This window comes from Flavobacterium sp. (assembly GCF_004211145.1).
Taxonomy (GTDB): domain Bacteria; phylum Bacteroidota; class Bacteroidia; order Flavobacteriales; family Flavobacteriaceae; genus Flavobacterium.
Genome location: NZ_SEBS01000004.1, coordinates 77309 through 92233, shown reverse-complemented (window position 1 = coordinate 92233; position 14925 = coordinate 77309). Strand labels below are relative to the sequence as shown.

Sequence of the window (14925 nt, the reverse complement as noted above, 5' to 3'; positions counted from 1 at the left end):
AATCGGTTTGGCTATAATGAAGAATTACTTTTTGGTTTTTGTGGTTGCGTTGTGTCCGTTTTTTGCCTTCTCTCAGGCGAACCCCGGATGGAAAGGTTATTTTTCATATACTGAGATCAAAGATATTACCCAGTCGACGACCAAATTTGTCGCTGCGGCCGAGAACGCACTTTTCTCCAAAGACATCGCATCGGGCGTGATCAAGACCACCAATACGATCGACGGGCTTTCAAGCGAGACGATTTCAGCCGTATATTTTAGCCAGGCTTCGGGCAAGACGATCATCGGTTATGAAAACGGGCTTATAAACGTAATCAACGCCGACGGTTCGATCGTGAAGGTCGTCGACATCATCAACAAACAACTTCCACCCAACATAAAACGCGTCAATCATTTCATGGAATATGAAGGCGTGGTTTATATCTCGTGCGATTTCGGGATTTGCCAGTATACGCTTTCGAACCTGCAATTCGGTGATACTTATTATATTGGAACCGGTCCGGCTGAAATCGTCGTGAGGCAAACGGCAGTCGCCAGCGGATTTATCTATGCGGCAACCCAGGACAACGGCATCAAGCGCGCCGACGTGAACAACCCGAACCTCATCGACGCGAATCAATGGACGACGGTCACGACCGGAAACTGGGCCGGAATCGAGATGTTCGGCGATCAGCTGGTAGCGGTTACCTCGACTGGACAATTGAATCGGTATAACGGTTCGGCGTTCGTAGGGTTTGGAGCATTGCCCGCAGCGCCCAAAGATTTGAGGTCGGCAGACGGTTATTTGCTCGCGGTTTCTGAGGGCACGATCATTCTCTATAATCCGTCCTTATCGGTCGCACTCCAGATTTACAACTACAATATTCCCGATGTCGTTGCCCAATTTACCTGCGCGACTGTCATCGGACAAAATATCTATATCGGAACGTTGCAGCAGGGCGTGTTCGTAACTTCGATCACCAACGCGGCGACTTTTGAAAACATTACACCGAACGGACCCGCGAAAAACAACATTTTCTCGCTCAATACCCAAACCGAGAATCTTTGGGTAACCTACGGCGACTACGATTTCAATTACAATCCTGATCCGCTCTTATATCTGGGAATCAGCAAATATTCGACTGAAGGCTGGAAAAACCTGCTTTATGAGGAAGTTCATTTCACTGGAAAAGACGCTCCGGATCTAGTACGAATGACGTTCAATCCGAACAACGCCAACGAATTCTACGTCGCCTCGTTCCACGCGGGATTGCTGAAGTTCGAAAACGAAGAGTTGACGCAACATTACGATCAGACGAACAGCGGGCTTGAATCGTTGGTCGTTCCGTCGGCGCCGAGTTATATCAGCGTCAGGGTCGAGCAACCCGCATTTGACCGAAACGGTAATCTGTGGATGACAAACGCCAAGATCGAGGACGCGCTAAAAGTGTTGCGAACCGACGGGAACTGGCAATCGGTCGATATCACGCCGATAATCGACAACTTTTTCGCCGACAACTACGGACGAATGGTCATCGATAAGAACAACACCAAATGGATCGCGACATACGGTAGCGGTGTCGTGGGTTACAACGAAAATTCGGCCGAACCGTTCAAGAAAATAACCTTCGGGGCAGAAGCTGGCGATCTTCCGCACCCGGATGTCCGCGCACTTGCCATCGACAAACGCAACCAACTTTGGATCGGGACAAGAGCCGGTCTTCGCGTGCTGTCAAGCGTGGACCGATTCAATAGCGAAGGACAGATGACATCCACGGCGATCATCATTCCCGACGGAGACGATTTCGCCGAATTGCTGTACGAACAGATCGTAACCGATATCTGCGTCGACGGCGCGAACAACAAATGGATCGGAACCGCCGATTCAGGTGTTTTCATGGTCTCGCCCAACGGACAGGAAACGTTTTACCATTTTACGACGACGAATTCCCCGTTGCCGAGCAACATCATAAATGACATCGAGATCAACGGAACAACGGGCGAAGTCTATATCGCGACAGATACGGGATTGGTTTCGTTCAAAGGCGTCAATACCGATGCGAGCGGCAACCTGTCGAACGTGATCGTGTATCCGAATCCGGTGCGTCCTGAATTCGTGGGCACGGTCAAGATCACGAACCTCATGGACAAGTGCAACGTGAAGATCGCCGACATCGCGGGAAATCTCGTGCACGAAGCGATATCTGAAGGCGGAACGATCGAATGGGATACGACCGCGTTCGGGAAATATAGAGTCGCTTCAGGTGTTTATATGATTTTCATCGCGTCCGAAGACGGAGCCGAAACCAAAGTCAAAAAGGTCATGATCGTCCGCTAGGCAATTGTCAATTATCAATTGTCCATTGTCCATTATCAATTGTCCATTAAATGCGCGTCACCACAAAAGCCATCGTCATTTCTTCGCTGAAATACCAGGACAAAAGCCTGATCGTGAAATGTTTTACGCAATCGGACGGACTCAAATCGTATTTCGTCCACAACGCGTTTTCCTCGAGGAGCGCCGCGCGAAAAACCGCTTACTTCCAGCCACTTTCGATTCTCGAGATCGAAGCCATCCATAAGAACAAAGGCACGCTCGAGACGTTCAAGGAAATTAGAATGTCTTCGCCTTACGCGACCGTCGCGACCGATATCATTAAGAGCACGATCGCTATTTTCCTGAGCGAAGTTCTGCACCACACGATTCGCGAAGAGGAAAAAAACGAAGCGTTGTTCGACTTTCTCGAAACGGCGTTATTGTGGTTCGATACGCACGATGAGGTCGCGAATTTCCACTTGATCACGCTGTTGCAGACCACGAAATTCCTTGGATTTTATCCCGCCAAACCCGGAGATGACTCGAAATACTTCGAAATGGTCGAAGGTACGTTCTCTGATTATCACTCGCTTTCATGTTTGAACGAAGCCGAAACGGTTTTACTCAAACGTTTGCTAGTACTCAAATTCGATTCGGACCAAAAGGTATTTTCAGGCAACGAACGCCAGCAATTGCTCAAGATCCTGCTCGATTATTTCGCGTTCCATCTCGACGGTTTCAAGCGCCCGAAGTCGTTAGACGTTTTAAAAGAGGTTTTTTCATGATCACATTCCGACGCAATTATTTTGTATTGGCGATCGGCATTTTCATCGTCGAGGTTTTGATTGCGCTTTATGTTGACGATGCCATAATTCGACCGTATGTCGGGGATATTCTCGTGGTGATTTTGATTTATGCGTTCGTTCGCGCGTTTTTCGATGTTTCGGTGAAAGTTGCGGCAATAGGAACTTTAGCGTTCGCATTTTTTATAGAGTTTCTGCAGTTTCTCCAAATCGTAGACAAGCTTGGCTTGCACGGGAATCGAATGGCGCGAACCGTGATCGGAACGTCGTTTTCTTGGGGAGATTTGGTGATGTACGTGATTGGGATCGCAATTGTATTCTTAGCCGAAAACGTGATGCGAAAAAAGAGTTTGCGTTTGCCCTGAAAAGGGCCAGTTCGCTACGGCGCGTTTCGCTTTTCTTCGAACCCGAAACGCCCTCGCGCCAGAACGCCCAAAAACAAAACCTTCGAAATCGATAAAAACCTTGATTGTTAGCCGAATGTAAAAAAATCGGCAATTCTACGCACGACTTTTTGTAAATCCCTGTAATTCATCGGCTAAAAATTGCAATACCGCTAAAACACAGGCTTTAACACCAACTTAAACATTTTTTTGTTTACATTCGCGCGTCTTTATAAATGCACTCAATGACTACCAAATTTACCGAATACAAAGGGCTCGATTTGCCGACTGTGGCCAGCGAAGTCCTCGAATTCTGGAAGAAAGAAAATATTTTCGAAAAGAGCGTCACGACGCGTGAAGGCGAGAAGCCGTTCGTGTTTTTTGAAGGGCCGCCGTCAGCGAACGGTTTGCCCGGAATTCATCACGTGATGGCGCGCGCGATCAAGGATATTTTCTGTCGTTATAAAACCCAGAAAGGTTTTCAGGTAAAACGCAAAGCCGGCTGGGACACGCACGGTTTGCCGGTTGAGCTCGGAACCGAGAAAGAACTCGGCATCACCAAGGAAGACATCGGCAAGAAAATCACCGTCGAAGAATACAACGAAGCCTGCAAGCGCACGGTTATGCGTTACACCGACGTCTGGAACGACCTCACCGAAAAAATGGGTTATTGGGTCGACATGAATGATCCGTACGTAACCTACGAACCGAAATACATGGAAACGGTTTGGTGGCTTTTGAAACAGATTTACGACAAGAATTTACTTTATAAAGGTTACACGATCCAACCGTATTCTCCTAAAGCGGGAACGGGACTTTCTTCGCATGAAGTCAACCAACCGGGCGCGTATCGCGATGTTACCGATACGACGATCGTGGCGCAATTCAAGACATTGCCTGAAACACTTCCTGACTTTTTGCAAGGTTTCGGAACCGTTCATTTCATGGCTTGGACGACGACGCCTTGGACATTGCCTTCGAATACGGCTTTGACCGTCGGGCCCAAAATCGATTATGTTTTGGTCAAGACGTTCAACCAATATACGTTCGAACCGATCAATGTCGTTTTGGCGAAAAATCTCATCGGGAAACAATTCGGTAAAGGGTATTTCGCTTCGGAAAGTGCCGATGATTTCGGAAATTTCAAGTCAGGCGATAAACAAATCCCGTATCAAGTTTTAACCGAATTTAAAGGGAAAGACGCCGTCGGAATCAAATACGAGCAATTGTTGCCGTACGCGCTTCCTTACCAAAATCCTGAAAATGCGTTTCGCGTGATTTCCGGGGATTTCGTCACGACTGAAGATGGAACCGGAATCGTCCACACCGCGCCAACATTCGGAGCCGACGATGCCAAGGTCGCCAAAGAAGCCAAACCTGAAGTGCCGCCGATGCTGGTTTTGGACGAAGTCGGAAATGCGGTTCCGCTCGTCGATCTGCAAGGAAAATTCACGTCTCACATGGGCGATTTGGCTGGCAAATACGTGAAAAACGAATATTACGACGCCGGAACTGCGCCTGAACGATCGGTCGATGTTGAAATCGCGATCCGATTGAAGGAGGAAAACAAAGCGTTCAAAGTAGAAAAATACGTCCACAGTTATCCGCATTCGTGGAGGACCGACGAACCGCTTTTGTATTATCCGCTCGATTCCTGGTTCATCAAAATGAGCGAGGTCAAGGAACGCATGTTCGATTTGAACGACGAGATCAACTGGAAACCCAAATCAACCGGAGAAGGCCGTTTCGGAAATTGGCTCAAAAGTGCCAACGACTGGAACTTGTCGCGCTCGCGTTATTGGGGAATTCCGTTGCCGATCTGGAGAACCGAGGATAAGTCGGAGGAAATGCTCATCGGATCGGTTGAAGAACTGTACAATGAAATAGAAAAGTCAGTCGCGGCAGGTTTCCAATCTGAAAATCCGTTTAAAGGATTCGAGGCTGGAAATATGAGTGACGAAAATTATAAACTTGTCGACTTACACAAAAATGTCGTCGATGCCATTACGCTCGTTTCGCCTTCGGGCAAGCCGATGAAACGCGAAAGTGACTTGATCGACGTTTGGTTCGATTCGGGCGCGATGCCTTACGCACAATGGCATTATCCGTTCGAAAACAAAGACAAGATCGACGGTCACAAAGATTTCCCGGCGGATTTCATTGCCGAAGGTGTCGACCAGACTCGCGGTTGGTTTTACACGTTGCACGCCATCGGAACTTTGGTCTTCGATTCGGTCGCTTACAAAAACGTCGTGTCGAACGGTTTGGTCCTCGATAAGAATGGGCAGAAAATGTCGAAACGCCTCGGAAACGCGGTCGATCCATTCTCAACTTTGACCGAATACGGCGCCGATGCCACGCGTTGGTACATGATCGCGAACGCGAACCCGTGGGACAACTTGAAATTCGATATCGAAGGCGTGGCCGAAGTGAGACGAAAGTTCTTTGGGACACTTTATAATACGTATAGTTTCTTTGCGTTATATGCTAATATTGACGGATTTACGTATCGCGAAGAGGAAGTTCCGATGCATGAAAGACCTGAAATCGACCAATGGATCATCTCGGAATTGAATACGCTCGTGAAAGACGTCGACTCGTTCTACGCCGATTACGAACCGACGAAAGCCGCGCGTGCGATTTCAGATTTCGTACAGGAAAATCTATCGAATTGGTACGTCCGTTTGTGCCGACGCCGATTCTGGAAAGGCGAATACGCAACCGACAAGATCGCGGCCTATCAAACGCTTTACACGTGTTTGGTCACGGTGGCGAAACTCGGTGCGCCGATCGCTCCGTTCTACATGGACCAGCTTTATCGCGACCTCAATAATTTAACGAAGAAGGAAAATTTTGACTCGGTTCACCTTGCAAAATTCCCTGAATTTGTCGAAAACTTTGTTAATAAAACGCTGGAGAGCAAAATGGGTAAAGCCCAGACGATTTCGTCCTTGGTTTTGTCGCTCAGGAAGAAGGAAATGATCAAGGTGCGACAACCGTTGCAAAAGGTTATGATTCCTGTGCTCGACGCGAATCAGAGGGCTGAAATTGAGGCGATTTCAGACTTGGTTAAAGCCGAAGTAAACGTCAAGGAAGTCGAACTTTTAGACGACGCATCGGGTGTTTTGGTGAAGCAGATCAAGCCGAATTTTAAGGCTTTGGGACCGCGCTTCGGAAAGGATATGGGATTGATTTCCAAAGAAATACAGAATTTCTCCCAAGAACAGATCGCTGAATTGGAGCGCACGGGCGAACTATCGCTTGCCGTTTCAGGAAAAGATATTACTTTAACAACCGCTGATGTCGAGATCTCATCCCAGGATATCGAAGGCTGGCTCGTAGCGAATTCAGGCTCGATTACTGTAGCGCTCGACATCACGATAACCGAACAACTCAAGAACGAAGGCATCGCGAGAGAATTGGTGAACCGTATCCAGAACATCCGAAAGGACTCAGGATTCGAAGTCACTGACAAGATCGTGGTGAACATCCAAAGCGAGAAGTCGGTTAACCAGGCAATTGAAAGCTTCGGACAATACATTCAGGATGAAACATTGACCAGGGAACTCATCATAAGCGAAAGCGTAAACGGGACCGAGGTCGAATTTGACGACATAAAAACATCAGTATTAATCTCAAAATAACTAACGGAATGGTAGATGAAAAGATCCGATACTCCGACGCTGATTTGGCGGAGTTCAAAGAAATCATTTTGAAAAAAATCGACAAGGCGAAAGCTGACCTCGACCTTATAAAAAGCGCTTACATGAACGATTTGAACAACGGAACCGACGACACGTCGCCAACGTTCAAGGCATTCGAGGAAGGAAGCGAAACGATGTCTAAAGAAGCGAACTCTCAGTTGGCGATCCGTCAGGAGAAATTTATCCGCGACTTGAAGAACGCACTTTTCCGCGTCGAGAACAAGACATACGGAATCTGCAAAGTAACCGGGAAACTCATCGGGAAAGATCGCTTGAAGATCGTTCCTCACGCTACGATGAGCATCGAGGCCAAAAACTTGCAACGATAAACAATTTTACATGTACTGAACGCTCCTTCATTGGGGCGTTTTTTATTAAATAGGCAAGCGTTGTCAGGAAAAGCCGATGGTTTTCAACAAATTGACAATTATTTGGGATTGCATATTTGAGATTTGCAATTTTTAAATCTATTTTTGCCGCACTAAAAAAAACCGCATGTCATTACGGAAAGCGTACCTGCTCATTTTCATCATATTAATCGTTGACCAGTTCAGCAAATTATATATCAAGACAAACTTCATTCATGGCGAAGAAGTCCGCGTATTTAGCTGGTTCAGGATTTTATTCATCGAGAACGAAGGAATGGCTTGGGGAACGCAGATTCCGGGAACGTACGGAAAGTTGATATTGACCGTTTTCCGTCTTTTCGCGGTTTGCGGCATCGGATATTGGTTGTGGACGGCGGTTAAGGCCAACAGTTCGCGTTATTTGGTCGTCGCGATCGCATTGATCTTGGCGGGCGCATTCGGAAATATCATCGATTCGGTTTTTTACGGTGTGATGTTCAGCGACAGCCACGGGCATTTGGCCGAATTGTTTTCAGACAGGCCATACGGAACCTGGTTTCACGGTAAAGTGGTCGACATGTTGTATTTCCCATTTATAGAAAATTACACACTTCCAACTTGGGTGCCGATTTGGGGCGGAAAACAAATCACATTCTTCAACGCAATCTTCAACATCGCCGACATGGCCATTTCAGTTGGAGTTGGAATATTGATCGTCTTCAACAAGAAAGCGTTCCACAAAAACGAAGAGAAACCTGAAAACGATCCAATGCCGATTGAGGATCAAGTGTAAGACTTTATCAGAACCGGTATATTTTCTCAGGCGTGACGCAAAAGTCAAGCTTCACGTCGCTTTCAAAAACATCTTCCCAAGCATCGACGGCTTCGAAGAATGACAACCCGATCTTTATTGCATCAGGTTTGCATTGCGCGAGGAATTTATCGTAGAAACCTTTTCCATATCCAACCCGGTTTCCCGTTTCGTCAAATGCCAAAAGCGGTACGAAGATCACGTCGATTTTTGACGCTTGCACTTCAAAACCATCTTCGGGTTCGGGGATTCCGAATTCGTTTACCTTGATTTTCGTGCTGTCGGTCAACAGGAAATGCGTCATTTCGCGCGTTTCGAAATCGCTTCTGGAAATGATCACGTCTTTGTCTTTTCCGGCGAGCAGATGCAGGATGAATTCGGTGTCGATCTCGTTCATTTTCCTGATCGGCAAAAACAAGTGGAAGCAACGCTTTTCCCAAATCGGCAATGGCAACAGATTGTTCGCGATATCGAGGCTTTTTTGCTCGAGCTGGTCATCGGTGAGTTGCATCCGAAGCGTTTTGTAGGCAATCCGCAAATCTTTTTTCGTAAACATGAACGCTGATTTTCGCTGTTAAAAGTACGCAAATTTCGCAGGGCGCGAGTTGAACGCACATCGGCTTTTCGCTACATTTGTAAACTATGGAATCTCCAACTTTGGCCTTGCAGATACAAACGCTTCCCGACTCTCCGGGCGTATATCAGTATTACGACAAAGACGACAAATTATTGTACGTCGGGAAAGCCAAAAATCTCAAGAAACGCGTCTCGTCATACTTCAACAAGCAGCACGACAACGCTCGCACGAACGTCATGGTGCGTAAGATCAAGACGATAAAACACGTCGTAGTTTTCTCAGAAGGCGACGCGCTCTTGCTCGAGAACAACATGATCAAGAAATTGCAGCCGCGGTTCAACGTCATGCTCAAGGACGACAAAACGTATCCGTGGATCTGCATAAAAAGAGAACCGTTTTCGCGTATTTTTTCGACGCGCAGGATGATCAAGGACGGGTCGGAGTATTTCGGGCCGTATACGAGTTTCAAGACGATTTACACGATTCTCGACATGATCAAGGAATTGTATCCGTTGCGAACGTGCAATTACGATCTGACGAAAGCCAATATCGACTCGGGCAAGTTCAAGGTTTGTCTCGAATATCACATCGGGAATTGCAAAGGTCCGTGCGAGGGTCATGAAACGCTCGAGAATTATCAGAATCACGTCGATCAGATCCGAGAGATTTTAAAAGGAAATTTCAAGGAAAGTTTGCGCGAATTCAAGAAACAGATGCAGTTGTATGCGTCTGAAATGGAGTTCGAAAAGGCGCAACGGATGAAGAACAAGATCGAAGTGCTCGAAAATTACCAATCGCGTTCGATGGTCGCCAACCCAAAAATCACGAACGTCGACGTGTTTTCGATCGTATCCGACGAATCGGCGGCGTATATCAACTATTTGCAGATCATGCACGGTTCGGTGATCCGATCGCACACACTCGAACTCAAGAAAAAACTCGATGAATCCGACGAAGAACTTTTGGAACTCGGCATCGTCGAAATCATGGAACGGTTCGAACTCAAATTAAAAGAAGTGATCGTTCCGTTTCCGGTCGACCTCGGCGAAAAAGTGAACATTACGGTGCCGCAACTCGGCGACAAGAAGCAGATTTTGGAACTGTCGATCCGAAACGCGAAATACCATCGCATGGAACAGATGAAGCAAATCCAGATCGTCGACCCTGACCGTCACACGAACCGCATCATGGCGCAGATGAAAAAAGATCTGCGTTTACCTGAAGAACCGCGCCACATCGAATGTTTCGATAACTCGAACATACAGGGAACGAATCCCGTCGCGGCCTGCGTCGTATTCAAGGACGGCAAGGCGAGCAAGAAAGATTACCGACATTTCAACATAAAGACCGTCGACGGACCGAACGATTTCGCCTCGATGGAAGAAGTCGTGCACCGCCGCTACAGCCGATTGTTGCGCGAGAACGAACCGTTGCCGCAATTGATCATCATCGACGGCGGGAAAGGGCAATTGTCGTCGGCGCTCAAGAGTTTGGAACTGCTCGGGCTGCGCGGGAAAATTTCGGTCGTGGGCATCGCCAAACGGCTCGAAGAATTGTTTTATCCTGACGATCCGGTTCCGCTGTATCTCGACAAGAAGTCGGAAACACTAAAAATCATCCAGCAATTGCGCAACGAAGCGCACCGTTTCGGGATCACGCACCATCGCGACAAACGCAGCAAGAGCGCGCTCACGACGTCGATGGAGACGATTCCGGGCATCGGCGAGAAAACAATGCAGTCGCTCATAAAACATTTCAAGAGTGTCAAGCGTTTAAAGGAAGCGAGCGAAAGTGCTATAGCTGAGGTTATCGGTGCGTCGAAAGCCAAAAAAATTGTCGACTTTTACAGTATTCAAAACAAGCAGGATTAATGACGGAAAATATCGGGAAATCAAACGTACTAAGCTGTGTAAAACGGCTGATTTTCCCGCGTCGCTCGACTGCCACTGCATTCTGCCTTCTGCTAACTATCCTCAGCCTTTTTCCGGCCACAACTTTTTCCCAAACCGATTCCGTCGTGAAATCGCGTCCGAAAATCGGGCTGGTGCTCAGCGGAGGCGGTGCGAAAGGTTTTGCGCACATCGGCGTTTTGAAAGTGCTTGAAGACAACGGCGTGAAGATCGATTTCATCGGCGGAACGAGTATGGGCGCGATCATCGGCGGTTTGTATGCGTCGGGTTATAACGCGAGGCAGATCGATTCGATTTTCAGATCGACCGATTTCGACCAATTGCTCGGAGATTACATCCCGCGATCTTCCAAAAACTTTTACGGCAAGCGTAACGATGAGATTTACGCGTTGTCGCTTCCGTTCCAGAAATTCAGGATCGGGATTCCGCGTTCGTATTCGAAAGGACTTTACAATTACAATCTTATTTCACGATTGACGCACAACGTCCGTCACATCCGAGATTTCAACAATTTGCCGATCCCGTTCTTGTGCATCGCGACCGACATCGAAACCGGCCAGGAAGTGTTGCTCAACAAAGGATATCTGCCCCAGGCGATTCGTGCGAGTGCCGCGTTGCCGACGGTTTTCAGTCCCGTTGAACTCGATGGCCGACTGCTCATCGACGGAGGCGTGACCAACAATTACCCGATCGATGAGGTTCGGAAACTCGGTGCCGACATCATCATCGGTGTCGATGTACAGGACGATTTGAAAGACCGCGAATATCTCAACGACGCGACGCGCATCCTTTCGCAGATCTCGAATTTGCAGATGATCGAGAAAATGGAGCAGAAAAAGCAGCAGACCGATATCTACATAAAGCCGAACATGGCCGATTACAACGTGATTTCGTTCAGCAACGGCGCCGCTATCATCGCTGAGGGAGAACGCGCCGCGAAGGAACAAATCGATAAGATCCAGATAATCGGGCGAAATCGCGGTCTATACAAACGCGAGGACATTCCCGTGCGCAGCGACAGTTTGAACATCACGAATATTTCGGTGGACAAACTCGACAATTTTACGCGCGCCTATATTTTGGGAAAATTGGGTTTCAAGGGCGGAAGCCGCATCTGCTACGACGAACTGAAAGCGGGAATCGATAATTTGAGCGGCACGCAGAACTTTAGCTCGATCAGTTATTCGCTCGAGAAGAATAAAGATGGAGACGAATTGAAGCTCAATTTGATCGAAAACCCGATCAGGACGTATTTGAAATTCGGATTGCATTACGACGGTTTGTATAAGAGCGGGATTTTGATGAACGTGACGCAAAAGCGTGTTTTCTTCAAGAACGATGTGATTTCGGCCGATGTCGTGCTCGGCGATAACTTCAGGTACAACCTCGATTATTACGTGGACAACGGTTTTTATTTCAGCTTCGGGTTCCGTTCGCGCTACAATAGTTTCAACCGAAATGTCGGAACCGATTTCAACAACGGTGAATTGCTCGACCAATTGGGTCTTAATACGATCAATATCAATTTTTCCGATCTTTCGCAACAGGCTTACGTGCAGACATTGTTCATGCAGAAGTTCATGATTGGTGCCGGGTTTGAGTGGAAACACTTGAAGATCAAGTCAGAGACCATACAGAATCAGACGATTTCGCCTACGTTCGAGAAAAGTGATTATTTGAGCGCGATTGCATATTTCAGGTTCGATTCGTACGACAACCGCTATTTTCCGAAGAAAGGTTCTTACTTTTCAGGAGATTTCCAGAGCTTTTTATATTCGACCGACTACACGGGTAATTTTTCGAGGTTTTCAGTCATCAAGGCCGAAACCGGTTTCGCAAGAACGTTCTTCAAGCGTTTCACGACGCGTTTCGATGCCGAGGCGGGTTCTTCGATCGGTGACCACAGCATTCCGTTTTTCGACTTTATTCTGGGCGGTTACGGCTTTACGAGCGTGAACAACATCAAACAGTTTTACGGGTATGACTTCCTCGGGATCTCGGGCAATAGTTATATGAAGACGGGCGCGACGCTCGACTATGAGATTTTCAGGAAAAATCATGTGTTGTTCTCAGCGAACTTTGCGCAGATCGGCAATAATATTTTTTCGTCTACTGATTGGATTTCGTCGCCTCAATATACGGGTTACGCGATCGGTTACGGCATGGAAACCGTCATCGGTCCCGTTGAAATCAAATATTCGTGGTCGCCTGAACTTCCAAAAGGATTCACTTGGTTCAGCGTAGGTTTCTGGTTTTAGCGTTTAGTGTTTAGTGTTTAGCGTTTCGAGTTGTCGATCGCGCGCACCAACTTTTCCACGTTAGGCAAAACAATCAGTCGGATTTTTATAAAAAGCGATATATTTGGCTTTCGAACAAACGAATTATTAAATAATACTCTTTATATGTCTATCTGGAAAAGAAAACCATTGTTTCAGTTGCTCGCCGAAGCGTCTGAATCTGAAAAAGGATTAAAGCGAACGCTCACGGCCTGGTCGCTCGTCGCACTCGGAATCGGGGCGATTATCGGGGCGGGTTTGTTCGTGAGAACGGCGACGGCTGCTGCGCAAAATGCGGGACCTTCGGTTACGATAGGTTTTGTCGTGGCTGCGATCGGATGTGCTTTGGCAGGTTTGTGTTATGCAGAACTTTCGTCTTCAATTCCAATTTCAGGAAGCGCATATACTTATACATATGCAACAATGGGGGAATTTCTTGCCTGGATTATCGGATGGGATTTGATCCTCGAATACGCTGTGGGGGCAGCCACTGTCGGGATTGCCTGGAGTGAATATCTCAATAATTTGCTGGTCAATGTATTCCATACGTCGCCGGTTCCTTATTCGCTCTCGCATTCGCCTTTCCAAAAACTCGTCGATCCGGTCACGCACCAGGTCGTTGAACATGGAATCATCAATTTACCCGCGCTTTTCATTGTCGCACTGATCAGCTTGCTTCTGATAAAAGGCACACAGGAATCGGCTTTCGTAAACGGATTGATCGTTGTGGTCAAAGTTACGATCGTCGTGTTGATCATCGGATTCGGATGGTCGTTCATCAACCCGGCCTATCACACGCCATACATTCCTGAACCGTCGACGTATACTGACGAACACGGCGTGAATTTCAGCTTCGGCGGATTCTGGGGAATCATCGGTGCGGCTGGAACTGTTTTCTTCGCCTTTATCGGATTTGATGCGGTAAGTACGGCCGCACAGGAAACGAAGAACCCGAAACGCGATATGCCGATCGGAATCTTGGGATCGCTTGCCATTTGTACGGTCTTGTACATTTTGTTCGCCCACGTATTGACAGGACTCGAGTCGGTTGAATTTTTCAGGACGAGCGGGAAAGAAGCTTCGGTTGCAAACGCGATCACTTCGGCCATGGGAACTGAATACCAATGGTTGGCGCAATTCGTGACGGTTGCGATTCTTTTCGGATTTACGTCGGTAATCCTGGTAATGTTGCTTGGGCAATCGCGCGTATTTTATTCGATGGGGAAAGATGGTTTGCTACCCGAATTTTTCAGCCATCTGCACACGAAATACCAAACACCTTATAAAGCGAATCTCGTGATTCTCGTAATCGTCGGGCTTTTTGCGGCATTTATTCCGGGAGATATTGTCGGGGACATGACAAGCATCGGAACATTGTTCGCGTTTATTTTGGTCTGTATCTCGGTCATCGTACTTAGAAAAAGAGAACCGGACATGAAACGCGAATTCAAAACGCCATGGGTTCCTTTTGTTCCGATAGTCGGCGCATTGGTTTGTTTCCTCATGATCCTCGGATTGGGCTGGCCGAACTGGCTGCGACTCATCGCCTGGATGGCACTCGGAATTATTTTCTATTTCGCGTACAGCAGGAAACACAGTAAACTCAACAATCCGAGACCATAATCGGAACTTAGGATATTTCAAAGGGGGCGATTCGTCCCCTTTTGTTTTTATAAATTATCCGTAAGAAAAGCGGCGTAAAATTTAATTTTTCCGATATTTGTTAGGATGAAACCTTGGAAAGATTTACTGCAACACTTGAAGTTCCTGATCAAGCGAAATCCGGAGTGACGGTTATTTTTAGCCACGATATCCGAT

10 protein-coding genes are annotated in these 14925 nt (G+C 47.3%); 9 read left to right on the top strand and 1 reads right to left on the bottom strand.

What is annotated here, in order from left to right; genetic code table 11:
* Window positions 1–16: 16 nt before the first annotated feature.
* From EOO50_RS03110 to EOO50_RS03085, 6 genes are all read left to right on the top strand, one after another.
* Complete coding sequence (locus EOO50_RS03110; protein WP_290837808.1) at window positions 17–2317, top strand: two-component regulator propeller domain-containing protein; 2301 nt, start codon at window positions 17–19, stop codon at window positions 2315–2317.
* Between the two features lie 50 nt (window positions 2318–2367).
* Entirely contained in the window at window positions 2368–3081 is a 714-nt protein-coding gene (gene recO / locus EOO50_RS03105) for a DNA repair protein RecO (protein ID WP_290837806.1), read from the top strand.
* On the top strand, window positions 3078–3464 hold the full coding sequence (locus tag EOO50_RS03100; protein WP_290837804.1) for a DUF2809 domain-containing protein: 387 nt from the start codon (window positions 3078–3080) through the stop codon (window positions 3462–3464). The genes recO and EOO50_RS03100 overlap by 4 nt, the downstream gene beginning before the upstream one ends.
* Window positions 3465–3727: 263 nt before the next feature.
* On the top strand, window positions 3728–7126 hold the full coding sequence (gene ileS / locus EOO50_RS03095; protein WP_290837802.1) for an isoleucine--tRNA ligase: 3399 nt from the start codon (window positions 3728–3730) through the stop codon (window positions 7124–7126).
* An 8-nt stretch (window positions 7127–7134) separates the two neighbouring features.
* Window positions 7135–7515, top strand: a complete 381-nt coding sequence (locus EOO50_RS03090; RefSeq protein ID WP_290837800.1) for a TraR/DksA C4-type zinc finger protein — start codon at window positions 7135–7137, stop codon at window positions 7513–7515.
* Between the two features lie 166 nt (window positions 7516–7681).
* Complete coding sequence (locus tag EOO50_RS03085) at window positions 7682–8326, top strand: lipoprotein signal peptidase (RefSeq protein WP_290837798.1); 645 nt, start codon at window positions 7682–7684, stop codon at window positions 8324–8326.
* A 7-nt stretch (window positions 8327–8333) separates the two neighbouring features.
* On the opposite strand, the gene EOO50_RS03080 is transcribed toward EOO50_RS03085, so the two are convergent.
* A complete protein-coding gene (locus EOO50_RS03080) occupies window positions 8334–8900 on the bottom strand; it encodes a 5-formyltetrahydrofolate cyclo-ligase (RefSeq protein ID WP_290837796.1) in 567 nt (188 codons plus the stop codon).
* A gap of 86 nt (window positions 8901–8986) precedes the next feature.
* Between EOO50_RS03080 and uvrC the strand changes: the two genes are divergently transcribed.
* The 3 genes from uvrC (at window position 8987) to EOO50_RS03065 (ending at window position 14730) form a co-directional block, all read left to right on the top strand.
* The gene (gene uvrC, locus EOO50_RS03075) at window positions 8987–10792 is read left to right on the top strand and encodes an excinuclease ABC subunit UvrC (RefSeq protein WP_290837794.1); all 1806 of its coding nucleotides are present in this window, start codon (window positions 8987–8989) and stop codon (window positions 10790–10792) included.
* Window positions 10792–13089, top strand: coding sequence for a patatin-like phospholipase family protein (locus tag EOO50_RS03070; protein WP_290837792.1), 2298 nt, complete (start codon window positions 10792–10794; stop codon window positions 13087–13089). Before uvrC ends, EOO50_RS03070 begins: the two co-directional genes overlap by 1 nt.
* 144 nt (window positions 13090–13233) lie before the next feature.
* The gene (locus EOO50_RS03065) at window positions 13234–14730 is read left to right on the top strand and encodes an amino acid permease (protein ID WP_290837790.1); all 1497 of its coding nucleotides are present in this window, start codon (window positions 13234–13236) and stop codon (window positions 14728–14730) included.
* The last annotated feature ends 195 nt before the right edge of the window (window positions 14731–14925 follow it).

What these genes read in the sequence shown, in the direction of transcription:
- EOO50_RS03070 (WP_290837792.1), top strand. Translation starts at nt 10,792, where the DNA reads ATGACGGAAAATATCGGGAAATCAAACGTACTAAGCTGTGTAAAACGG.
- uvrC (WP_290837794.1), top strand. Translation starts at nt 8,987, where the DNA reads ATGGAATCTCCAACTTTGGCCTTGCAGATACAAACGCTTCCCGACTCT.
- EOO50_RS03090 (WP_290837800.1), top strand. Translation starts at nt 7,135, where the DNA reads ATGGTAGATGAAAAGATCCGATACTCCGACGCTGATTTGGCGGAGTTC.
- EOO50_RS03080 (WP_290837796.1), bottom strand. Translation starts at nt 8,900, where the DNA reads ATGTTTACGAAAAAAGATTTGCGGATTGCCTACAAAACGCTTCGGATG.
- EOO50_RS03085 (WP_290837798.1), top strand. Translation starts at nt 7,682, where the DNA reads ATGTCATTACGGAAAGCGTACCTGCTCATTTTCATCATATTAATCGTT.
- EOO50_RS03065 (WP_290837790.1), top strand. Translation starts at nt 13,234, where the DNA reads ATGTCTATCTGGAAAAGAAAACCATTGTTTCAGTTGCTCGCCGAAGCG.
- EOO50_RS03100 (WP_290837804.1), top strand. Translation starts at nt 3,078, where the DNA reads ATGATCACATTCCGACGCAATTATTTTGTATTGGCGATCGGCATTTTC.
- ileS (WP_290837802.1), top strand. Translation starts at nt 3,728, where the DNA reads ATGACTACCAAATTTACCGAATACAAAGGGCTCGATTTGCCGACTGTG.
- EOO50_RS03110 (WP_290837808.1), top strand. Translation starts at nt 17, where the DNA reads ATGAAGAATTACTTTTTGGTTTTTGTGGTTGCGTTGTGTCCGTTTTTT.
- recO (WP_290837806.1), top strand. Translation starts at nt 2,368, where the DNA reads ATGCGCGTCACCACAAAAGCCATCGTCATTTCTTCGCTGAAATACCAG.